This window comes from Sphingomonas sp. CBMAI 2297, from assembly GCF_029870595.1.
In the GTDB taxonomy this organism is placed as follows: Bacteria; Pseudomonadota; Alphaproteobacteria; order Sphingomonadales; family Sphingomonadaceae; genus Sphingomonas.
The window spans coordinates 1-19,394 of record NZ_JAPDIR010000010.1; the positions used below are offsets into that span (position 1 = coordinate 1).

Annotated in this window: 25 protein-coding genes; 9 read left to right on the plus strand and 16 right to left on the minus strand. The window is 68.6% G+C overall.

Annotated features, from left to right (window positions below):
• Positions 1-43: 43 nt before the first annotated feature.
• From OMP43_RS14460 to OMP43_RS14505, 10 genes are all read right to left on the minus strand, one after another.
• Entirely contained in the window at positions 44-1,039 is a 996-nt protein-coding gene (locus OMP43_RS14460; RefSeq protein ID WP_280280239.1) for an NADPH:quinone oxidoreductase family protein, read from the minus strand.
• Positions 1,002-1,631, minus strand: coding sequence for a 3-isopropylmalate dehydratase small subunit (gene leuD / locus OMP43_RS14465; RefSeq protein WP_280280240.1), 630 nt, complete (start codon positions 1,629-1,631; stop codon positions 1,002-1,004). The genes OMP43_RS14460 and leuD overlap by 38 nt, the downstream gene beginning before the upstream one ends.
• 146 nt (positions 1,632-1,777) lie before the next feature.
• Positions 1,778-3,220: a 3-isopropylmalate dehydratase large subunit gene (gene leuC, locus OMP43_RS14470; protein WP_280280241.1), complete on the minus strand. Its 1,443-nt coding sequence runs from the start codon at positions 3,218-3,220 to the stop codon at positions 1,778-1,780.
• A gap of 77 nt (positions 3,221-3,297) precedes the next feature.
• On the minus strand, positions 3,298-4,134 hold the full coding sequence (locus OMP43_RS14475) for a c-type cytochrome (protein WP_280280242.1): 837 nt from the start codon (positions 4,132-4,134) through the stop codon (positions 3,298-3,300).
• Positions 4,135-4,217: 83 nt separating this feature from the next.
• Entirely contained in the window at positions 4,218-5,180 is a 963-nt protein-coding gene (locus tag OMP43_RS14480) for an NAD(P)-dependent oxidoreductase (protein WP_280280243.1), read from the minus strand.
• Positions 5,181-5,200: 20 nt separating this feature from the next.
• Positions 5,201-5,371, minus strand: a complete 171-nt coding sequence (locus OMP43_RS14485) for a hypothetical protein (RefSeq protein WP_280280244.1) — start codon at positions 5,369-5,371, stop codon at positions 5,201-5,203.
• Between the two features lie 185 nt (positions 5,372-5,556).
• Entirely contained in the window at positions 5,557-6,240 is a 684-nt protein-coding gene (locus OMP43_RS14490; RefSeq protein ID WP_280280245.1) for a ferritin-like domain-containing protein, read from the minus strand.
• A gap of 78 nt (positions 6,241-6,318) precedes the next feature.
• Positions 6,319-6,969: a 3-oxoacid CoA-transferase subunit B gene (locus OMP43_RS14495; RefSeq protein WP_280280246.1), complete on the minus strand. Its 651-nt coding sequence runs from the start codon at positions 6,967-6,969 to the stop codon at positions 6,319-6,321.
• Positions 6,969-8,039, minus strand: coding sequence for an HAD family acid phosphatase (locus OMP43_RS14500; RefSeq protein WP_280280247.1), 1,071 nt, complete (start codon positions 8,037-8,039; stop codon positions 6,969-6,971). Before OMP43_RS14500 ends, OMP43_RS14495 begins: the two co-directional genes overlap by 1 nt.
• Positions 8,036-8,755, minus strand: coding sequence for a CoA transferase subunit A (locus tag OMP43_RS14505; RefSeq protein ID WP_280280248.1), 720 nt, complete (start codon positions 8,753-8,755; stop codon positions 8,036-8,038). Before OMP43_RS14505 ends, OMP43_RS14500 begins: the two co-directional genes overlap by 4 nt.
• 280 nt (positions 8,756-9,035) lie before the next feature.
• Between OMP43_RS14505 and OMP43_RS14510 the strand changes: the two genes are divergently transcribed.
• Positions 9,036-9,572 carry a porin family protein gene (locus OMP43_RS14510; protein WP_280280249.1) on the plus strand — a complete coding sequence of 179 codons (537 nt, stop codon included), beginning with the start codon at positions 9,036-9,038 and terminating at the stop codon, positions 9,570-9,572.
• Between the two features lie 81 nt (positions 9,573-9,653).
• Positions 9,654-9,932 (plus strand): DUF1294 domain-containing protein, encoded by a 279-nt coding sequence (locus OMP43_RS14515; RefSeq protein ID WP_280280250.1) that lies wholly within the window; start codon positions 9,654-9,656, stop codon positions 9,930-9,932.
• A 4-nt stretch (positions 9,933-9,936) separates the two neighbouring features.
• Here OMP43_RS14515 and OMP43_RS14520 read toward each other — a convergent pair whose 3' ends face one another.
• Positions 9,937-10,683 carry a glutathione S-transferase family protein gene (locus tag OMP43_RS14520; protein ID WP_280280251.1) on the minus strand — a complete coding sequence of 249 codons (747 nt, stop codon included), beginning with the start codon at positions 10,681-10,683 and terminating at the stop codon, positions 9,937-9,939.
• Positions 10,684-10,730: 47 nt separating this feature from the next.
• Here OMP43_RS14520 and OMP43_RS14525 point away from each other — a divergent pair, with 47 nt between their 5' ends.
• Both OMP43_RS14525 and OMP43_RS14530 read left to right on the plus strand, forming a co-directional pair.
• On the plus strand, positions 10,731-12,383 hold the full coding sequence (locus OMP43_RS14525; protein ID WP_280280252.1) for a thiamine pyrophosphate-binding protein: 1,653 nt from the start codon (positions 10,731-10,733) through the stop codon (positions 12,381-12,383).
• A gap of 72 nt (positions 12,384-12,455) precedes the next feature.
• Entirely contained in the window at positions 12,456-12,695 is a 240-nt protein-coding gene (locus OMP43_RS14530; RefSeq protein ID WP_280280253.1) for a hypothetical protein, read from the plus strand.
• A gap of 157 nt (positions 12,696-12,852) precedes the next feature.
• On the opposite strand, the gene OMP43_RS14535 is transcribed toward OMP43_RS14530, so the two are convergent.
• Together OMP43_RS14535 and OMP43_RS14540 are read right to left on the minus strand one after the other, a co-directional pair.
• On the minus strand, positions 12,853-13,539 hold the full coding sequence (locus tag OMP43_RS14535; protein WP_280280254.1) for an ankyrin repeat domain-containing protein: 687 nt from the start codon (positions 13,537-13,539) through the stop codon (positions 12,853-12,855).
• A gap of 85 nt (positions 13,540-13,624) precedes the next feature.
• Entirely contained in the window at positions 13,625-13,828 is a 204-nt protein-coding gene (locus OMP43_RS14540) for a CsbD family protein (RefSeq protein WP_280280255.1), read from the minus strand.
• Positions 13,829-13,918: 90 nt separating this feature from the next.
• Here OMP43_RS14540 and OMP43_RS14545 point away from each other — a divergent pair, with 90 nt between their 5' ends.
• A complete protein-coding gene (locus OMP43_RS14545; protein ID WP_280280256.1) occupies positions 13,919-14,515 on the plus strand; it encodes a class I SAM-dependent methyltransferase in 597 nt (198 codons plus the stop codon).
• Between the two features lie 174 nt (positions 14,516-14,689).
• On the opposite strand, the gene OMP43_RS14550 is transcribed toward OMP43_RS14545, so the two are convergent.
• The 3 genes from OMP43_RS14550 to thiS are packed head-to-tail and all read right to left on the minus strand — an operon-like array spanning position 14,690 to position 16,603.
• Positions 14,690-15,457, minus strand: coding sequence for an alpha/beta hydrolase (locus tag OMP43_RS14550; protein ID WP_280280257.1), 768 nt, complete (start codon positions 15,455-15,457; stop codon positions 14,690-14,692).
• Positions 15,444-15,572, minus strand: a complete 129-nt coding sequence (locus OMP43_RS14555; RefSeq protein WP_280280258.1) for a hypothetical protein — start codon at positions 15,570-15,572, stop codon at positions 15,444-15,446. Before OMP43_RS14555 ends, OMP43_RS14550 begins: the two co-directional genes overlap by 14 nt.
• Positions 15,572-16,603: a sulfur carrier protein ThiS gene (gene thiS, locus OMP43_RS14560; RefSeq protein WP_280280259.1), complete on the minus strand. Its 1,032-nt coding sequence runs from the start codon at positions 16,601-16,603 to the stop codon at positions 15,572-15,574. The genes OMP43_RS14555 and thiS overlap by 1 nt, the downstream gene beginning before the upstream one ends.
• 81 nt (positions 16,604-16,684) lie before the next feature.
• Between thiS and aroQ the strand changes: the two genes are divergently transcribed.
• From aroQ to arsC, 4 genes are read left to right on the plus strand one after another with little or no spacing between them, the layout of a single operon-like run.
• Positions 16,685-17,119, plus strand: coding sequence for a type II 3-dehydroquinate dehydratase (gene aroQ, locus OMP43_RS14565; RefSeq protein ID WP_280280260.1), 435 nt, complete (start codon positions 16,685-16,687; stop codon positions 17,117-17,119).
• A gap of 34 nt (positions 17,120-17,153) precedes the next feature.
• Positions 17,154-17,636, plus strand: coding sequence for an acetyl-CoA carboxylase biotin carboxyl carrier protein (gene accB / locus OMP43_RS14570; RefSeq protein WP_280280261.1), 483 nt, complete (start codon positions 17,154-17,156; stop codon positions 17,634-17,636).
• Positions 17,637-17,645: 9 nt separating this feature from the next.
• Entirely contained in the window at positions 17,646-19,007 is a 1,362-nt protein-coding gene (gene accC, locus OMP43_RS14575; RefSeq protein WP_280280262.1) for an acetyl-CoA carboxylase biotin carboxylase subunit, read from the plus strand.
• Complete coding sequence (gene arsC / locus OMP43_RS14580; RefSeq protein ID WP_280280263.1) at positions 19,004-19,342, plus strand: arsenate reductase (glutaredoxin); 339 nt, start codon at positions 19,004-19,006, stop codon at positions 19,340-19,342. The genes accC and arsC overlap by 4 nt, the downstream gene beginning before the upstream one ends.
• The last annotated feature ends 52 nt before the right edge of the window (positions 19,343-19,394 follow it).

Sequence of the window (19,394 nt, forward strand, 5' to 3'; positions counted from 1 at the left end):
GTGACGATCTAGGCACTCCCCTCCCTTCCAGGGAGGGGAGTGCCTAGATCGTCACCACGACCTTCCCGATCACCTGGCGCGCGGCCATCTTGGCGATCGCCTTGCCGCCATCGGCCAGCGCGAAGGTCTCGGTAACCCTGGGCGCGATCCTGCCCTCGCCCCACAGCCGGAACAGCTGGCCGACATGCGCCGCATTGGCCCTGGGATCGCGCGCCGCGAAGGCGCCCCAGAACACGCCGCACACGTCGCAGCTCTTGAGCAGGGTGAGGTTGAGCGGCAGCCTGGGGATGCCCGCCGGGAAACCGACCACCAGATAGCGCCCTTCCCAGCCGATCGCGCGCAGCGCCGGCTCGGCATAGTCGCCGCCCACCGGATCGTAGATCACATCGGCGCCCTGCGGGCCCAGCGCCGCCTTGAACTGTTCGGCCAGCGCCTTGGACTGGTCCTTGTCGAACGGCGCGCGGCCATAGACCAGCGCCTCGTCCGCGCCCGCCGCCCTGGCCGCCGCCGCCTTCTCCTCCGAGGAGACCGCCGCCACCACCCGCGCGCCGAACGCCTTGCCGAGCTCGACCGCCGCCAGGCCCACGCCGCCCGCCGCGCCCAGCACCAGCAGATTATGCCCCTCGCGCAGATGCCCGCGATCGAGCAGCGCGTGGATCGTCGTCGCATAGGTGAGCAGCAGCGCCGCGCCCTCTTCGAAGCTGCGGCCCTCGGGCAGGCGGAACAGGCGGAAGGCCTCGATCGCGATCTTTTCCACCAGCCCGCCATGGCCGGTCACCGCGATCACCCGGTCGCCCACCGCCCAATCGGTCACGCCCTCGCCCACGCTTTCGATCACGCCGGCGATCTCGCCGCCCGGCGCGAAGGGGCGCGGCGGCTTGAACTGGTATTTGTCCTCGATGATCAGGAAATCGGGATAGTTGATCGCACAGGCCTTCACCGCGACCACGACCTGCCCCTTCCCCGCTGCCGGATCGGGCAGATCCTCCAGGATTAGAGTATCAGGTCCGCCCGGTTGCTTCGAGAGCAATGCCTTCATTCGCCGTCTCCACCGCGAGCCAGGGGCGATCCTTTGCCATCCCGGCTTCGAATTTCGAAATCGCGGTATCTTGTGCCAGCGTCATGCCGATCTCGTCCAGCCCTTCCATCAGGCATTGGCGGCGGAACGGGTCGAGATCGAAGGCGAAGCGATCCTGGAACGGCGTGGTGACGGTCATCGTCTCCAAATCGATGGTGATCTCGTCGGTCCTCGCGACCTCGACCAGCCGATCGACCGCGTCCTGGGGCAGCACCACCGGCACGATGCCGTTCTTGAAGGCATTGCCCGAGAAGATGTCCGAGAAGCTCGGCGCGATCACGGCCTTGACGCCCAGATCGGCGAGCGCCCAGGCGGCATGCTCGCGGCTCGATCCGCAGCCGAAATTGTCGCCGGCGACGAGCACGGGCGCACCGGCATAGCGCGGATCGTCGAAGACATTGCCCGGCTGCGCGCGCACGCTCTCGAAGGCGCCCTTGCCCAGCCCCTCGCGCGTGGTGGTCTTCAGCCAGTGCGCGGGAATGATGATGTCGGTGTCGATGTTGCTCGCGCCCCACGGATAGGCGCGCCCCTCGACCTTGCGAACGGCTTCCACTCTACACAACCTCCCCGATCAGCGGGTGGCCGTGATCTCCGCCCTGGCCTCGCCCACCTTGCCCGTGGCCGCATAGGCCGCGGCCAGGCCGCTCAGCACCGTACCCGCAATCAACGCGACTAGCGCCCGCTTCATAAAACATCCCCTTACGCATCCTCCGACATCAGCTCCCTGACATCGGTGAGGCGCCCCCGGATCGCCGCTGCCGCCGCCATTGCGGGTGAAAGCAGGTGCGTCCGCGCCCCCGGACCCTGCCTCCCTACGAAATTACGGTTCGAGGTGGAAGCACAACGTTCGCCGCTGGGAACCTTGTCGGGGTTCATCGCGAGACACATCGAGCAGCCCGGCTCGCGCCATTCGAACCCGGCCTCGCGGAAGATGCGGTCCAGCCCCTCCGCCTCGGCCTGGCGCTTGACCAGGCCGGAGCCCGGCACGATCAGCGCCTGGCGGATGCGGTCGGCGACGTGATGGCCCTTCACCACCGCCGCGGCGGCGCGCAGATCCTCGATCCGGCTGTTGGTGCACGAACCGATGAAGACATGCTCGATCGGAACATCCTCCATCCGCATGCCCGGGGTCAGCCCCATATAATCGAGCGACTTCCGCGCGGCGGCGCGCTTGGCGGGGTCCGCGAAGCTCTCCGGATCGGGCACGGCGCCGGTGATCGGCACCACGTCCTCCGGGCTGGTGCCCCAGGTAAGCGAGGGCGCGATGTCGCTGGCCTGCAGGACCACGCTCTTGTCGTACACGGCGCCGGCATCGGTCGGCAGCGTCTTCCAATAGGCGACCGCGCGCTCCCAAGCCGCGCCGGCCGGAGCCATCGGGCGCCCCTTGAGATAGGCATAGGTCGTCTCGTCGGGCGCGATCAGGCCCGAGCGGGCGCCGCCTTCGATCGACATGTTCGAGACGGTCAGCCGCCCCTCGATCGACATGTCCCGGATCACGTCGCCCGTGAACTCGATGACATAGCCGGTGCCGCCGGCCGCGCCGATCCGGCCGATGATCGCCAGCACGACATCCTTGGGGCTCACGCCGAAGCCGAGCGCCCCATCGACGCGGATCTCGAGCGTCCTCGACTGTTTCAGCAACAGCGTCTGCGTGGCGAGGACATGCTCCACCTCGCTGGTGCCGATGCCGAAGGCCAGGGCGCCGAGCGCGCCGTGCGCGGACGTATGGCTGTCGCCGCACACCAGCGTCGCGCCGGGCAGGGTGAAGCCCTGTTCCGGCCCGATCACGTGCACGATGCCCTGCCGCGCATCGAGCGCGTCGATATAGGGCACGCCGAACTCCGCCACGTTCGCCCGAAGCGCGGCGAGCTGGCCGGCGCTCGCCGGATCGGCGATCGGCTGCATCCGCCCCGCCGCGTCCACGCGTGGCGTGGTCGGCAGGTTATGGTCGGGAACCGCAAGGGTAAGGTCCGGGCGGCGCACCGGCCGCCCCGCCGCGCGCAGGCCGGCAAAGGCCTGGGGGCTGGTCACCTCATGGACGAGGTGGCGGTCGATATAGATCAGGCAGGTTCCGTCGTCCCGGCGCTCGACCACATGGTCGGCCCAGATCTTCTCGTAAAGGGTACGCGGTTGAGCGGTCATGCGGGCGCTTTAGTCGATTCTTGCGCACAGGCAAGCGTTCGTGCAATTTTCCGTCGCATAGTTGAACTATTCTCCGGTCAGCGGCCCAACCGCGCCGCCTCGCCCCTGAGATAGGCATGCAGCGCCGCGATCTCCATGTCGCCGAGCGCATGCACGGCGTCCCGCGCGACGGCCGATATCGGGCCGCGATCGCGCCCATGCCTCTCCATCCCGGTGCGCAGCAGCCTGTGGAAGGCGGCGGGACCCTGGCCGGCGGCCCGGGGCGCGAGCGCGGGGGCGACCGGCCCGTCGCCCGGCACATGGTCGTCGCCCAGCCGGTGGCACGCGGCACAGGCGGTGTCGTAGACATAGCGGCCAGTCTCGGGCGGCCGATGCGCGGGGGCGAGCCGGACATGGCGAACGCTCTCCTCGAAGCTGCCGGTCAGCATGCCCAGGCGCGGCAGCGGGCCGTAGCTGGTCTCGACGCGCGAATCCCCCGCCCCCGGCTTCAGCGTGCGCAGCCAGGCGATGATCCGGCCGAGATCGTCATCGGCCCAGCTGCCAAGCGCCCGGCTGGGCATGCGGAAGAGCGTGCTGCCGTCGCGCTTCACGCCGTAGCGGATCAGCCGGACGAGCTCGGCGTCCGAATAGCCCGCGAGCTTGCGGGCAAGCGCCGGCGGGGCGATCGTGCCGGTCAGCCGGTCGCTGGTCCAGACGCGCCCCTCGCCGTTCGGCCCATGGCAGCCGCGACAGCCCGCCAGCCTGGCGAGCCTGCCCCCCTCGGCGATCGCGGCGGGATCGCGGGGAATGGCGACTCTGTCGTCCGGCACGGCATGGTTGCGCCCGATGATCCACTCGGAGCCGACGAACAGCCCGGCCGCCAGCACGATGGCGATCGCCACCAGCGCCTCGAACAGCTTCACCGCACGCCGCATCGGATTCCCCCCGGATTCCCCGGGGCGATCCAGAGCCTAGTTTCGTTACAGAGTCGCGACGAAGCCTGCCCCCGCCTTCCGGGTCAGCCGGCGCCCGCCATTTCCTTCGGCGAGACATAGGCCGGATCGTGCGCGAAGGGCAGCGGTCGTCCCGCCCGCAGCGCCTCCAGGACTTCCGCGAACCCGGTCTCGCACCGGAAGCCGAGGCGGCGCTCGGCGCGGGCGGCGTCGTAGACGCGGCCGATGCGCTCCGGGAGCGCCCAGCCCCGCGCCCGGTACAGCTCCGGCGCATCGGGGAAATAGCGCGCGATCACGGCGCCGGCATCGGCCTTGAGCGCGGTGCAGTCCGCCCGCGCGAAGGGCGTCGGCGCGGAGACGATGAAGACGTCGAAGCCGATCTCCGGCGCCTGTTCGAGCGCGCGCAGATGGGCCCGCGCGGCATCCTCCGCGGTCAGCCGGCGATACAGCAGCTCGTTCGCCTTCATGTTCTCGCCGGAGAGGCCCCGATCGGTGTCGTCCTCCTCCGGGAAGAAGCGGCTGGTGCGCAGCACGACGCAATTGAGCCCGTCGTTCAGCCAGGCCAGGCGGCAAAGCTGCTCGGCGGCGAGCTTGGTGACGCCATAGATGTTGCGCGGCTCGATCGGCCCCGCATCCTCGTCGAGCCAGATCGCCATGTCCCCCGCCTCTTCGCGGATCGCCTGGCTGATCATCAGCGAAGTGGTGGACGTGAAGACGAACCGGTCATGCCCGGCACGGGCCGCCGCCTCGAGCAGGTTCAGCGTGCCGGTGACGTTGACATCGACGAACGCCTGGGCCGGATAGCGCGCGATATCGGGCTTGTGCAGCGCTCCGCCATGGATCACCGCCTCGATCCCGCGTTCGGCGAAGACCCGGTCGATCAAGGCGCGATCCGCCACCGATCCGATCACGTCGGTGTCCGCGCCGGGCGCGATGTCGAGCCCGGTCACGACATGCCCCTCCGCGCGCAGCATCGGTGCGAGGAACCGGCCGAGCCAGCCGGACGAGCCTGTCAGGAGAATGTGCATGCGCGCCCGATAGACGAGCCTCAGCCGCGCCGCCAGTCCGACACGAGGTAGCGGCAGGACGGCGCGGTCCAGTGCGTCGAGAAATGCGAGGCCCCCGCCTCGCGGTCGCGCGCCGTCTCCAGATCGGCCGGCAGATCCAAGGCCACGAGAAACACGATCAGCCCGGTCAGGCCGCAGACCATCCTACGCATGCACAAACCCCGTTACGCCCGTGCGCCGATATCCCGGCACACCCTCTCCGGCAGGTTGCAGCAGTGCGACCTTGTGCTGCGGCGAGCCCCCATGCACCGGATGGTCATGCGGCGCCGCAGCGATGCGACGAATCCGGACATGCGGGCGACCATGCCGCACGCATGCACGTCGAAAGCGGGGAGATTCAGGCCAGGCTGGGGACGGTGGAGGCCCGGGCCTCGGCGGGTTCGCCCGCATCGGCCCATTCGGTGCGGCGCTTCACGCCGGGATTGAGGAACAGCACCGGCAGCTTGAGGAACAGCAGCTCGGAATGGATGAACCCGTCGATCGCCCGCTCCCACCAGCGGGGATCGCGCTTGCCGTTCGCCCTGAGCCAGCCGTCATAGGGTGCCCAGTGGCTCGGCTCGTCCTTCTCGATGACCCGAAAGATCTTCATCAGCACCTTGTCGTGCCGCACCAGCGGGTGCCGGAGCAGCACGTCGACCTGCTTGTAGCCACGCTGCTCGGTGAGGGAGATCACCCGGCACAGCTTCTCGAACTGCGCATCGTCGTCGATCACCGCCTGGGTATCGAGCTCGTCGATCGTGCGGCGGAACATGATCTCGACGAACCGGTCGATATGCCCGCACGTCCGGTCGACCTGGAGCGGCATCTTGCCCTGCAGCTCGAACCAGCGCTTGAACATCACATAGTGCTTGCGCTCGTCGGCCCGGTGCTTCTCGATCGCGGCGATCAGCGCATGGTCGTCGGGCGCGCGCGCCTTCACCGCCTCGAGCACCCGGTCGATGCTCGTGTACCCGCGATGCTCGTTATAGATGTAGATCGAGCCCAGCAGGTCGAGATAGCGGCGGCGGAACCATGCTAGCATCGAAGAATGCTACGCTTTTGTTTCCGCCCCCGCCAGTCACGCGAAGATTAATTCGCGGTCATGTCGCCTTGCCGCCACTCAGGCGGCGACGAGCGCCACCTCATATTTCGCCGTCGTCTTCTCCGCGACTTCCGCTTCGGTGACGCCGGGCGCCAGCTCGACCAGGCGGAAGGGCGAATCATGGTCCGCACGCTGGAACACCGCAAGATCGGTGATGATCATGTCGACCACGTTCCTGCCGGTGAGCGGCAGCTCGCAGCTCGGCACGAACTTGGGATCGCCGTTCTTGGAGTTGTGCTCCATCACCACGATGATCTTCTTCACGCCGGCGACCAGGTCCATCGCGCCGCCCATGCCCTTGATCATCTTGCCCGGGATCATCCAGTTGGCGATGTCGCCGCCCTCGCTGATCTCCATCGCCCCCAGCACGGTCAGGTCGATATGGCCGCCACGGATCATCGCGAAGCTCTGCTCCGATCCGAAATAGACCGACTGGGGCAGCTCGCTGATCGTCTGCTTGCCGGCATTGATCAGGTCGGGATCGACTTCGTCGTCATAGGGGAACGGCCCGATGCCGAGCATGCCGTTCTCCGACTGGAGCGTGACCTCCACGCCTTCCGGAATATGGTTCGCCACCAGCGTGGGGATACCGATGCCGAGATTGACGTAGAAGCCGTCGCGCAGCTCCTTCGCGGCGCGCGCCGCCATCTCATCGCGGGTCCAGGCCATTATTTCTTCTCCTCGGCCGGATCGGCCCATTGCTTGTCCTTGGGGAACACGTCGTCCATCCCGCCCTTCAGGCCGCTGCCATAGACGGGGTTGGGCAGGATGAACCAGCCATGCCCCCAGAGCGGCGCGATCAGCGTGTTGGCGGTGGTGTTGCGGCGGGCGGTAACCGACAGCTCCCTGGCGTTGAACAGGTCGCTGAAATCGCCCAGCTGGTCGCCGCCCATCGCGACGATGCAATAGCGCTCGGCGATCTTCCAGCGCCGCTCGTCCTTGCCGCCGGGCGCGGCGTCGTCGCGCAGGATCAGCGTGTCGCCAAGCGTCACCGGCCCCAGCCCGGCATGGTCCAGCGCCTGGATCGTGAAGGCGGCGGTGCTCGCCGAGCGATTGGTGTTGTAGATCACGGTGATGCCGTCGCCGCGGATCGCCGCGATCGTCTCGGCGGCGCCGGGCACCGCCTCCACCTTGTCGGCCCCGGTCTCTTCCCAGCGCGTCCAGCGGCCCTGGTCATAGCCGGGCCCGCGCCGGGCGGCGTCGCTCTCGAAGCCCAGGTTGAGCAGCACCGTCTCGTCCACGTCGAACACCACGGCCAGCGGACGCTTGCCGCAGGTCTCGAACCGGGGCGAGGTCAGCGTCGAATCGCGCGTCATCACGACCGAGGTGACCTGGCTCTTGTCGCGGCGGAAGCGCAGCTCGCCATGGATATAGTTCCACAGCGCCGCATAGGCCTGCAGGCTGAGCGCCGAAGCCTCGCCCGAGCCATAGAGGAACTGCATCTCGGGCGGCACGCCGCCCGGCGCGGCCACCGGCGCCGGCGCCGGCGCGGCCGGAACGCCGCTCGGCGGCGGCAGCCTGGTCAGGTTGGTGAGCTGGACCTTCTTGCCGTCCTCGGTCTCGAACACCTGGCCCGGCTGCGGCGCCGGCCGCTCGGCCTTGTCCTTCTTGCGCTTGTGATCCTGCGAGGTCTTGATCACGCCCGCCGCGGCGCCCAGCGGCACCGCCGCCGCGGCGATGCAGCCCGAAAGGCTGCCCGCGGCGAGCGCCAGGCCCGCGATCGCGCAGACCCGGTTCACGCCGCCCCCAGCGTCTCTGGGCGGGGCCGGGTGGTCCGGAACTCGATCTTCTTGTCATAGGGCGCACCGATGATCATGCGCTTCACATAGATGCCCGGCAGGTGGATCTGATCGGGATCGAGGCTGCCGACCGGCACCACTTCCTCCACCTCGGCCACGCAGATGCGCCCCGCGGTCGCCATCGGCTGGTTGAAGTTGCGCGCGGTCTTGCGGAAGATCAGGTTGCCGCTCTCATCGGCCTTCCAGCCCTTGATGATCGACAGGTCGCTGCGGATGCCCCGCTCGAGGATATATTCCTCGCCGTCGAACAGCTTCACTTCCTTGCCCTCGGCCACCAGCGTGCCGACGCCGGTCTTGGTGTAGAAACCCGGGATCCCCGCCCCGCCCGCGCGGCAGCGCTCGGCCAGCGTGCCCTGGGGGCAGAATTCCACCTCGAGCTCGCCGCTCAGATATTGCCGCTCGAACTCCTTGTTCTCGCCGACATAGGAGGAGATCATCTTCTTCACCTGGCGGGTCCGCAGCAGCTTGCCCAGCCCCTCGCCGTCGATGCCGGCATTGTTCGAGGCGATGGTGAGGTCCCTGGTCCCCGCGTCGCGGATCGCGTCGATCAGCCGCTCGGGAATGCCGCACAGGCCGAAACCGCCCGCGCAGATCGTCATGCCGTCGAACAGCAGCCCTTCCAGCGCTGCCGTGGCGTTGGGGTAGAGCTTCTTCATCCGCGATTCTCTCCTGACTTCGCCCGGGGCGATAGTCCGGCGCGGAAGCCCGGGTCAAGCGAACCTGAATGGACTTTCAACTTCGCTGCGCCGCAGCAAAGGCCGGGGCCGCCCGCCATCCAACCTGAACAGGAGATGATCGAATCCGGCGGTGTGGCGCAAAGGCAACACGGCAGGATTGTAATTAAATTGCCATATTGCACTGCGGAATCGGAGGCCTACGTAGAGGCCCGGATGGCCATCCGAACCTGAGTATCAAAGTCCAAAGGTAGGAAAAGAAATGCGAATTCTCGCAACGACCGCGCTCGCCCTCGTGGCGGCCACCGCAACCCCCGCCCTCGCGCAGGATGGCACCTTCCAGGGTCCGCGCGCCGAAGTGATCGGCGGCTGGGACCGCGTGAACGGCGATGGCGACGGCAAGTCGGGTTTCGTCTATGGCGGCGCCATCGGCTATGACCTGCAGCGCGGCAAGGCCGTGTTCGGCGTGGACGCCGAAGTGACCGGCTCGACCACCAAGGCCACCGATGCCGGCGTCACCGTGAAGGCCGGCCGTGACCTGTATGCGGGCGTCCGCGCCGGCGTCGCCGTCACCCCGACCACCCTGATCTACGCCAAGGGCGGCTACACCAACGGCCGCATCACCGGCGAGACCGGCAATGTCCGCGTCTCCGACAATCTGGACGGCTTCCGCCTGGGCGCCGGCGTCGAGCACGCCTTCGGCCAGCGTCTCTACGGCAAGGTCGAGTATCGCTACTCGAACTACAGCCAGGACGTGGAGCGTCACCAGGTGCTCGCCGGCCTCGGCGTCCGCTTCTGATCTTCCGATCCGAGCAGGAAGGGGCCGCGCGGGCGACTGCGCGGCCCTTTTCCGTTTGCGGTTCCGCTGCGATAGCGCCGCATGCTCGCACTTCTTCTCGCCTGGATCGTCGCGGTGAACCTGTGGACGATGCTGCGCTTCCGGCAGGACAAGCGCCGTGCCGCCGCCGGCATGCGCCGCGTCCCGGAGGCGCAACTGCTCCGGCTCGCGCTGCTGGGCGGCACGCCGGGCGCGTTCGCGGCGCGGCGGCTGTTCCGCCACAAGACCCGGAAGCAGCCCTTCTCCACCCGGCTCCTGCTGATCGCGGCCGCGCAACTGGCCGCCGCGATCGCGCTGGTCGTCCTGTGGCTCCGGCAATGAGCGCCTAGGGCCCGTCGTCCAGCATGATCGAGCGGTGCGGCGCGCGCCCGCCATAGCTCTGTTCGGCCACCCTGGCCCCCGCCGCGCGCAGCGCGTCCGGCCGATCCGGCGAGCGCACCCCGACGATCGCGGCTTCGAACTTCATCGTCCCGGCAAAGGCCGGCACCGCCCGCACCCGCTCCAGCCAGCCCGCCGTGCGCGGCCAGCGCGCCGCGTCGATCTCGAACCCGGCGAGCGAGGCGTTGCGGAAGAAGCACGCATAAGTGAAGTCCGCGGTGCAGACATGGTCGAACAGAAAGCCGTCCGCCGGCGCCCGCGCCTCGATCCAGTCGAGCGCCTCGGGCAGGTCGCGCGTCGTCACCTGCGCGATCAGGGCGTGGTCGGGCTCGCGCTTCCAGACATAGGGGACGATCGTCTTCTGGTAGAAGAGCCGCCAGATGATCAGGTCGCCGAGCCGGCTGTCGGCATATTCCTCCATCCAGCGCGCCTTCGCACGATCGGCGGCGCCCCGGGGCATCAGCGGCGGCGCGGGCCAGCGCTCGTCGACATATTCCGCGATCACGGTCGAATCGTTGAGCACCAGCGCGCCGTCGATCAGCACCGGGATGCGGCGCAAGGGGCTCACCCGAGTGAATTCCTCGGTGCCGTAGAAGGGCACGATCGGGTCCATCTCATAATCGACGCCCTTGTGATCGAGGGCGACGAATACCTTGCGGGCATAGGGCGACACATGATTGCCAATGATCAGCATGGCGCCAGGGGTTACGCTCCCCGCCCCGCCCGGTCTAGACATGGGCCATGACCGCGAAACGAACCGGGGGCCGGATCCTCGTCGACAATCTGGTCGCGCAAGGCTGCGACCGCATCTTCCACGTGCCGGGCGAGAGCTTCCTCGCCGTGCTGGACGCGCTGCACGACGTGCCCGCGATCGACGTGGTCACCTGTCGCCAGGAAGGCGGCGTCGGCTTCATGGCCTGTGCCGACGGCGCGATGACCGGCCGGCCCGGCATCGCCTTCGTGACGCGCGGGCCGGGCGCGACCAACGCCTCGATCGGCGTGCACGTCGCCATGCAGGATTCGCAGCCGATGATCCTGTTCGTCGGCGATGTCGACCGCGGCATGCGCGACCGCGAGGGCTTCCAGGAAGTCGACCTGCCCGCGATGTTCGCTCCGCTCGCCAAATGGGCGACGCGGATCGAGGATGCGCGCCGCATCCCGGAATATGTCGCGCGCGCCTGGGCCGTCGCGACGTCGGGCCGGCCGGGGCCCGTGGTGATCGCGCTGCCCGAAGACATGCTGTGCGACGAAGTCGAGGCGCTGGACCGGCCCGCCCTCGCGCCGCCGCTCCAGTCGCCCGATTTCGTCGAGATCGACCTGCTCTATGACGAGCTGCGCAAGGCGAAGCGGCCGGTCGCGATCGTCGGCGGCGCCGGCTGGGACGGCGAGACCGGCGAGGAATTCGCCAGGTTCGCCGAGCGGATCGGCCTGCCCGTGGCCGGCGCCTTCCGCCGGCAGGACGCGATCCTGAACAGCTCGCCCGCCTGGGCCGGCAATCTCGGCTATGGCCCGAATCCGAAGCTGGTCCAGCGGATCAGGGAAGCCGATCTGCTGCTCGTCGTCGGCGCCCGCCTCGGCGAGGCGACGACCGACGGCTATGCGCTGATCACGCCCGACCATCCGGGCCAGACGCTGGTCCATGTCCATCCCGATCCAGGCGAGCTCAACCGCGTCTATCTGGCCGACCTGCCGATCTGCGCCCGCCCCTTCGAGTTCGCGGCGACGCTGGCGGCCGAGGAGGAAGCCGAGCTGCCCCGCTTCGACGCCGAGGCGGCCCATGCCGACTGGGTCGAATGGTCGACGCCGAAGCCGCGCGAGGGCGTTGCCCTCGACCTCGGCCAATGCGTCGCGGCGATGCGCGCGGCGATGCCGGCGGACACGATCCTCTGCAACGGCGCCGGCAATTTCTCGAGCTGGTGGCACCGCTACTGGCCCTATGGCCCCCAGCCCTCGCAGCTCGCTCCCACCGCCGGCGCAATGGGCTATGGCGTGCCTGCCGCCGTGGCGGCGGCGCTGCGCTTCCCGGATCGCGCGGTGGTCGCGCTCGCGGGCGATGGCGACTTCCTGATGAACGGCCAGGAGCTCGCCACCGCCGTCCAGCACGGCGCCGACCTGATCGTCCTCCTGGTCGACAATGCGGCCTATGGCACGATCCGCATGCACCAGGAGCGCGAATATCCCGCGCGCCTCTCGGGCACGACGCTGCGCAATCCGGATTTCGCCGCGCTCGCCCGTGCCTATGGCGGCTGGGCCGAGACAGTGGAGGCGACCGCGCAGTTCGCCCCCGCGCTGGACCGCGCCCTCGCCCGGCCCGGCCTGCGCCTGCTCCACCTCAAGACCGATATCGAGTTCATCACCCCGGGGCTCACCGTCTCGGGCCTCAGGAGCAAATAATCCCGCCGGCCCACGGCCTTGGCCGCCCTGCCGCCGCTATAATGCGGGCAGGACAAGCGAAGAGGCGAGTATATGGGCTGGCGGCACCTGCACGTCGGGCAGAAGGGCGACAATCTGACCATCCAGAACCGCCGGGTCTGGCAGGAGGAATGGCGCTGGATCAATGCCGAGACCGTGCGCCTGCCGGATCCGCTGGTGCCGATGGACATACTCTCGCACATGATCTGCGAAATCGGCCCGAGGACCCGCCCGGTGCGCTTCGCCGCGCACAAGCTGCAAAGCGATCTCTGGTCGTTCTACGTCCCGGACTGAGCAGCGGGCCCGGGATCGGGATCCAGGACGAGAAGTCGAACAGGCCTTTTGACACTGTTTCCGTCATCGCCGCCTTCGCGGGGATGACGACAGAGGGAGGCGGGGAGGACGGCGATTGGGCCACTCCCGGTCTCAAGGGGATAAGCGCCAAGGAAGATCAGCCGGTCGCGAGCCCCTCCGCGATCTCCCACCAGGCCGGATCGCGCTTGCGCCCCAATATCGCCGCCGCGGTTTGCCCCTTGTCGTCGGGAATGTCCCCGCGCGCGCCGGCGCGGACGAACATGGCGAAATGCTCCGCCGCGCTGCCCTTCTTCAGCATCAAGTGCAGCGCCGTCCGGCCCTTCCCGTCCCGCGCATCGGGATCGGCGCCGCCGATCAGCAGCTCCTCCGCCGGCCCGAACCTGCTCCAGCCCACGGCGCCCAGCAACGGCGTCTCGCCGCGTCCGGCGCCTTCCTCGATATCCGCGCCATATGCGAGCAGCAGCCGGATCGTCGCGCGATCCTCGTTCCAGGCGGCGGCGAACAGGCAATGATTCGAGTCGCAGCCTGCCTCCAGCAGATGCGCGGCGAGCGGATGGTTCCCGCCATGCGCGACCGCGAACCACAGGGGCGTCGCGCGCCATTCGCCTTCGGTGAACGCGGCATCGTCGAGCCCCAGGCCGAGCGCGAGCAGCAGCTCGGCCATGGCGATGCCGGTGCCCGGCGTCGCGCAGGCCAGGTGCAGCCAGTTCCGCCCGCGCGCATCGCGATGGCCGAGCAGGTCGGGCCTGGCCGCCAGCCCCGCGCGCACTTCCTCGACGCGGTGCCGGCGGACACTCTCGGTGAGGCTGGTCTTCGAAACCATGCCGCATCCTATCCCCGAATCCCGCGCACGCGAAGAGGCCGTCCCGGTCGCCCGGAACGGCCTCCCCTGAGCATCCCCCAAGGGATCAGATGTCGTCGCCGAGCGCGCCCTTCACCTTGCCCATGAGCTGCTGGCCCTTGCCCTTCAGCTCCTGGACCTTGCCCTCGGCGGCGAGCTTGTCGTCCGCGCGGGTGCGGTTGGGATCGTCGGCATCGCCCGCCATCGCCTGCTTGGCCTTGCCGACCAGCTCGTTGACGTTGCCCTTGATCTTGTCGGTAAGTTCACCCATGATTTCAACCTCCTGGCCGCGGATCGGCGCTTGGCCGCGCCGGTGATCCGTAGACTGAAACAACGGTCCGCGCCGGATATGGGTTCCGTCATGCCAGAGCGGATTGCCGAGCATTATGAACGTCATGCGCATGCCTTCGACCATGCGCGGCGCAAGCGCTTCACCGAGCGGCCATGGCTGGACCGCTTCCTGCTGGGCGTGCCGAAGGGCGCGCCGGTCCTCGATCTCGGCTGCGGCGCGGGCGAGCCGATCGCGCGCTATCTGCACGATGCGCATCATCCGATCACCGGCGTCGACGTCTCGGCGAAGATGATCGCGCTCTGCCGCACCCGCTTCCCGCGCGAGCGCTGGATCGCGGCGGACATGCGCGGCGTGGCGCTGGACGGCATGTTCGGCGGGATCATCGCCTGGGACAGCCTTTTCCATCTTCCCGCCGACGACCAGCTCGCCCTGCTCGAGCGGCTGGCGCCCTGGCTGTCGCCCGGCGGCGCGCTGCTGTTCAACAGCGGGCCGGAACGCGGCACCGCGATGGGCTGCCAGTTCGGCGAGCCGCTCTATCATGCCAGCGCCGGCCCGGCGGAATATCGCGCCGTGTTCGCGAGGACCGGCCTGTTCGAAGTCGCCCATGCGCCCGAGGACGCGGCGACCGGGGGCCGATCGGTATGGCTGGTGCGGCGGCCGCATTAGGTCTCCCGCCTCCCACAAATCCCGCGCAACCGGCTTCCGTTGAAACCGCACCCGTCATCCCCGCCTGCGCAGGGATGTCGGTGGAGAAACGGGGATGATGGCGGAGAAACGGGAATGTCGGGGCTTGCCGATCGAGTCCCGGCCTGGGCCCGAAGTCCGCATGACATAAGCCCCTTACGGCGCCACCTTCTGCAGGAAGGCGATCACCGCGGTCCAGGCGGGCTCGGCGCCCTCGGGATTCTTCGCGCGCAGCAGCGTGGAGGAACCATGCGCCCCGCCCTGCTTGGGCACGAACTGCTCCTTCTGCCCGGGCACCGCGGCCAGGATGTCGCGCACCGCGTCGATCTCCCGCCCGTCCTGCGCCGAGGTGGCGAACACCGGCGCCTTCACGTTCGCGGCAGCCGTGCGCACCATCGTCTTGTTGTCGAAATACTCGCCGGGCGAGAACGCCATCACGGCCTTCACCTGATCGGGATAGTCGGCGGCGAGCAGGAAGACGAGCGACGCCGAATAGCTGCTGCCCCACAGGATCACCGGCAGCTTCCGGTCCTTCGCCCAGGCCAGCGCCGCCACCAGGTCCGGCTTGGCCTGATAATAGCTCGTCGAGCGGCCCAGCGCCTTCACCGTCGCATTGCCGCCGAACAGGTCGCCGCCGGCGCGCTGGTCGATGCGCAGCGAGCTATAGCCCCAGGTCGCCAGCCTCGGGGCGATGGTCGCATATTCGTCCTTGCCCGAGCCTGCCTGGTGAAAGAGCAGGATCAGCGCCTTGGGCTTCTCGACGCTGGTATGGACGCCGAACACCTTCACGCCATCCGCCGCGGTGAGCGTCACCGGCTCGGCGGAGATGGCGCGCGATTCCTTGGGTACGGCGGCGGGCCTGGGGTGGCAGGCGGAAAGCGCGCCGAGCGCCAGGAGGATCGCGGCCCGATCAGTGCGCCGCATCGGAGCCGGCCGTATCATTGAGGTGTTCGGGCACCGTGGTCGTGTTTTCGAACACGACCTTCGGCTGGCCGCAGCCGGCTAGCGCCAATGCCATCAGAGCGAGCAGGCTCCGCATCAGATCAGCCCCGCCAGTGGGCTCGACGGATCGGCATAGCGGCGCTTGGCCATCCGCCCGGCGCGATAGGAGAGCCGCCCGGCTTCCACCGCCGCCTTCATCGCCGCCGCCATCAGGATCGGGTCCTTGGCCTCGGCGATCGCGGTGTTCATCAGGATGCCGTCGCAGCCCAGCTCCATGCCCACCGCCGCGTCGCTCGCCGAACCGACGCCGGCATCGACCAGCACCGGCACCTTGGCGCCTTCGACGATCAGCCGGATCGTCACCTGGTTCTGGATGCCAAGGCCGGAGCCGATCGGCGCGCCAAGCGGCATGATCGCCACCGCGCCGGCATCCTCCAGCCGCTTGGCGGCAATGGGATCGTCGACGCAATAGACCATCGGCTTGAAGCCTTCGTTCGCGAGTATCTCCGTGGCCCGCAGCGTCTCGACCATGTCGGGATAAAGGGTCCGCGCCTCGCCCAGCACCTCGAGCTTCACCAGCTCCCAGCCGCCCGCCTCGCGCGCCAGCCGCAGCGTGCGGATCGCCGATTCGGCGTCGAAGCAGCCGGCGGTGTTGGGAAGATAGGTGATCTTCCTGGGATCGATATAGTCGGTGAGCATCGGCGCATTGGGATCGCTGACGTTCACGCGGCGCACCGCCACCGTGACGATCTCGGCGCCGCTCGCGGCGACGGCGGCGGCATTCTGCTCGAAATCCTTGTATTTGCCGGTGCCGACGATCAGCCGCGAGCGGAAGGTCTTGCCGGCGACCGTCCATGTGTCCTCGTCGACGGGCCGGCCATGGTCGACCTCGCCCCCCGCGACCGGATGGTCGCCGCCGCCGACGAAATGCACGATCTCCAGCTCGTCGCCATCCTCGACGATCACCTGGTCGAGCGTCGAGCGCGGCACCACTTCCAGGTTGCGCTCCACCGCCAGCTTGGCGGGCACCAGCCCCAGCTCCTCGGCCAGCTGGGCGATGGTCAGGCCGGCGGTCACCCGCCTGTGCTCGCCGTTGACGGTGATGGAGACGGTGCCGTCGATATGCATGGACTGTCCTTGGAAATTTGATCGGGAGCGCGGGCTCATATAGGGAAGCCGCTCCCGCGCCCGCAACCGAAAGGCTTGGCCTTGGCCGACATGATCTACGTCCTCAACGGTCCCAACCTCAACCTGCTGGGACTGCGCGAGCCGGAGATCTACGGTTCGGACACGCTCGACGACATCGCGGGCCGCTTGGAAGACCGGGCGAAGGAACTGGGGCTGGAGATCGACCTGCGCCAGTCGAATCACGAGGGCCATCTGATCGACTGGCTCCACGAGGCCCAGGCCCGCGGCGCCAGGGCCGTGCTGCTCAACGCGGGCGCGTTCACCCATACCAGCCTCGCGCTCTACGACGCGATCCGCTCGATCCGGACGCCGGTGCTCGAAGTACATATCTCCAACCCGGTCGCGCGGGAGGAGTATCGCCACCACAGCTATGTCGGCATGGCCGCCAGGGGAACCATCGCCGGTTTCGGGGCGCTGTCCTACATGCTTGCGCTTGAAGCCGCCGCGCTCCTCTGACAAAGGGCGCCGTTTCATCGGAAGACGAGATCAAATGGCAGAAAAGAACGACAAGACGGGCGCAATGCAGGTCGACATCGACCTGGTGCGGCAGCTCGCCGCCGTGCTGGACGACACCAATCTCACCGAGATCGAAGTCGAGGACGGCGATCGCAAGGTCCGCGTCGCGCGCACCGTGCAGGCCGCGCCCGCCATCATGCAGGCGCCGATGGCCGCTCCGGTAGCCGCTCCGGCCGCCGCCGCGCCGGTCGCCGCCGCCGTCGAGGCCGCGCCCGTCGCCGCGCTGAACGCAGTCAAGTCGCCGATGGTCGGCACCGCCTATCTGGCGCCGAATCCGGAAGCGGCGAACTTCGTCGCGATCGGCCAGGCGGTGAAGGCCGGCGACACGCTGCTGATCATCGAGGCGATGAAGGTGATGAACCCGATCCACGCCACCTCGGCCGGCACGGTCAAGGCGATCCTGGTCGACAACGGCCAGCCGGTCGAGTTCGACCAGCCCCTCGTCGTCGTCGAGTAACGCGGCACCATGCCTGAAATTAAGAAGCTCCTGATCGCCAATCGCGGCGAGATCGCGCTGCGCATCCATCGTGCCTGCCACGAGATGGGCATCAAGACCGTCGCGGTGCACTCCACCGCCGATTCGGACGCGATGCACGTCCGCCTGGCCGACGAGGCGATCTGCATCGGCCCGCCGGCCGCAGCGGAGAGCTATCTGAAGATCGACCGGATCATCGCCGCCGCCGAGATCTCGGGCGCCGACGCGATCCATCCGGGCTATGGCTTCCTTTCGGAGAACGCCAAGTTCGCCGAGATCGTCGAGGCGCACGGCATCATCTTCGTCGGGCCCAAGCCCGAGCACATCCGCACGATGGGCGACAAGATCGAGGCGAAGCGCACCGCCGGCGCGCTCGGCCTGCCGCTCGTCCCCGGTTCGGACGGCGCGATCAGCGATGTCGAGGAAGCCAAGCGCATCGCCGAGGCGGCGGGCTATCCGGTGATCATCAAGGCCGCCTCGGGCGGCGGCGGGCGCGGCATGAAGGTCGTGACCAACCCCGCCGATCTCGAGGCGCAGATGCTCCAGGCGGGCAGCGAGGCGAAGGCCGCCTTCGGCGACGCCACCGTCTATCTGGAGAAATATCTCGGCAACCCGCGCCATATCGAGGTGCAGGTGTTCGGCGACGGCAATGGCAACGCCATCCATCTGGGCGAGCGCGACTGCTCGCTCCAGCGCCGCCACCAGAAAGTGCTCGAGGAAGCTCCCTCGCCCGTGCTCTCGGCCGAGGAGCGCGAGCGCATCGGCGGGATCTGCGCCAGGGCGATGGCCGATATGGGCTATCGCGGCGCCGGCACCATCGAGTTCCTGTGGGAAGACGGCGAGTTCTACTTCATCGAGATGAACACCCGCCTGCAGGTGGAGCATCCGGTGACCGAGGCGATCACCGGCCTCGACCTGGTCCGCGAACAGATCCGCGTCGCCGAAGGGCACGGCCTGACGCTGCGCCAGGAGGACGTGGTCTTCCGCGGCCATGCGATCGAGTGCCGCATCAACGCCGAGGATCCGCGCACCTTCGCGCCCTCGCCGGGCCTGGTGAAGGGCTATCACGCGCCGGGCGGCATGAACGTCCGCGTCGATTCGGGCCTCTATGCCGGCTACAAGGTGCCGCCCTATTACGACTCGATGATCGCCAAGCTGATCGTCTACGGTACCACTCGCCAGGGCGCGCTGCGCCGCCTGCGCCGGGCGCTGGAGGAGTTCGTGATCGACGGGATGAAGACCACCATCCCGCTCCACCAGGCGCTGCTCGACGACCCCGAATTCCAGAAGGGCGAATATACGATCAAGTGGCTGGAGGAATGGCTGGCCCGGCAGGACGACGCGCAATCGTGAAGGCCACCATCTATCACAATCCCCGCTGCTCCAAGTCGCGCGAGGCGCTGGCGATCCTGAACGGAACGCCGGGCCTCGCGGTCGAGGTGGTCGAATATCTCAAGACCCCGCCGAGCCGCGAGACGCTGCAGGACCTGTACCGGCGCGCCGGCATGACCGCGCGCGAGGGCCTGCGCATCGCCGAGGACGCCGCCAGGCCGCTGAAGGGCGCGGACGACGACGCGATCCTCGATGCGATGGCGGCCAATCCGATCCTGATCGAGCGGCCGCTGGTGGCCACCGACAAGGGCGTTCGCCTGGGCCGCCCGCCGGAGCGGGTGCGCGAGATCCTGTAGGGCGAAGACCCAAGGCATCTGAGGCCATATCCGTCATCCCCGCGCGGGCGGG

Bases quoted from the DNA above. Each gene is read 5' to 3' on its own strand.
- OMP43_RS14460 (WP_280280239.1), bottom strand. From the start codon at position 1,039: ATGAAGGCATTGCTCTCGAAGCAACCGGGCGGACCTGATACTCTAATC.
- leuC (WP_280280241.1), bottom strand. From the start codon at position 3,220: ATGACCGCTCAACCGCGTACCCTTTACGAGAAGATCTGGGCCGACCAT.
- OMP43_RS14475 (WP_280280242.1), bottom strand. From the start codon at position 4,134: ATGCGGCGTGCGGTGAAGCTGTTCGAGGCGCTGGTGGCGATCGCCATC.
- OMP43_RS14480 (WP_280280243.1), bottom strand. From the start codon at position 5,180: ATGCACATTCTCCTGACAGGCTCGTCCGGCTGGCTCGGCCGGTTCCTC.
- OMP43_RS14485 (WP_280280244.1), bottom strand. From the start codon at position 5,371: ATGCGTAGGATGGTCTGCGGCCTGACCGGGCTGATCGTGTTTCTCGTG.
- OMP43_RS14490 (WP_280280245.1), bottom strand. From the start codon at position 6,240: ATGCTAGCATGGTTCCGCCGCCGCTATCTCGACCTGCTGGGCTCGATC.
- OMP43_RS14495 (WP_280280246.1), bottom strand. From the start codon at position 6,969: ATGGCCTGGACCCGCGATGAGATGGCGGCGCGCGCCGCGAAGGAGCTG.
- OMP43_RS14505 (WP_280280248.1), bottom strand. From the start codon at position 8,755: ATGAAGAAGCTCTACCCCAACGCCACGGCAGCGCTGGAAGGGCTGCTG.
- OMP43_RS14510 (WP_280280249.1), top strand. From the start codon at position 9,036: ATGCGAATTCTCGCAACGACCGCGCTCGCCCTCGTGGCGGCCACCGCA.
- OMP43_RS14515 (WP_280280250.1), top strand. From the start codon at position 9,654: ATGCTCGCACTTCTTCTCGCCTGGATCGTCGCGGTGAACCTGTGGACG.
- OMP43_RS14520 (WP_280280251.1), bottom strand. From the start codon at position 10,683: ATGCTGATCATTGGCAATCATGTGTCGCCCTATGCCCGCAAGGTATTC.
- OMP43_RS14525 (WP_280280252.1), top strand. From the start codon at position 10,731: ATGACCGCGAAACGAACCGGGGGCCGGATCCTCGTCGACAATCTGGTC.
- OMP43_RS14530 (WP_280280253.1), top strand. From the start codon at position 12,456: ATGGGCTGGCGGCACCTGCACGTCGGGCAGAAGGGCGACAATCTGACC.
- OMP43_RS14535 (WP_280280254.1), bottom strand. From the start codon at position 13,539: ATGGTTTCGAAGACCAGCCTCACCGAGAGTGTCCGCCGGCACCGCGTC.
- OMP43_RS14540 (WP_280280255.1), bottom strand. From the start codon at position 13,828: ATGGGTGAACTTACCGACAAGATCAAGGGCAACGTCAACGAGCTGGTC.
- OMP43_RS14545 (WP_280280256.1), top strand. From the start codon at position 13,919: ATGCCAGAGCGGATTGCCGAGCATTATGAACGTCATGCGCATGCCTTC.
- OMP43_RS14550 (WP_280280257.1), bottom strand. From the start codon at position 15,457: ATGCGGCGCACTGATCGGGCCGCGATCCTCCTGGCGCTCGGCGCGCTT.
- OMP43_RS14555 (WP_280280258.1), bottom strand. From the start codon at position 15,572: ATGCGGAGCCTGCTCGCTCTGATGGCATTGGCGCTAGCCGGCTGCGGC.
- thiS (WP_280280259.1), bottom strand. From the start codon at position 16,603: ATGCATATCGACGGCACCGTCTCCATCACCGTCAACGGCGAGCACAGG.
- accB (WP_280280261.1), top strand. From the start codon at position 17,154: ATGGCAGAAAAGAACGACAAGACGGGCGCAATGCAGGTCGACATCGAC.
- accC (WP_280280262.1), top strand. From the start codon at position 17,646: ATGCCTGAAATTAAGAAGCTCCTGATCGCCAATCGCGGCGAGATCGCG.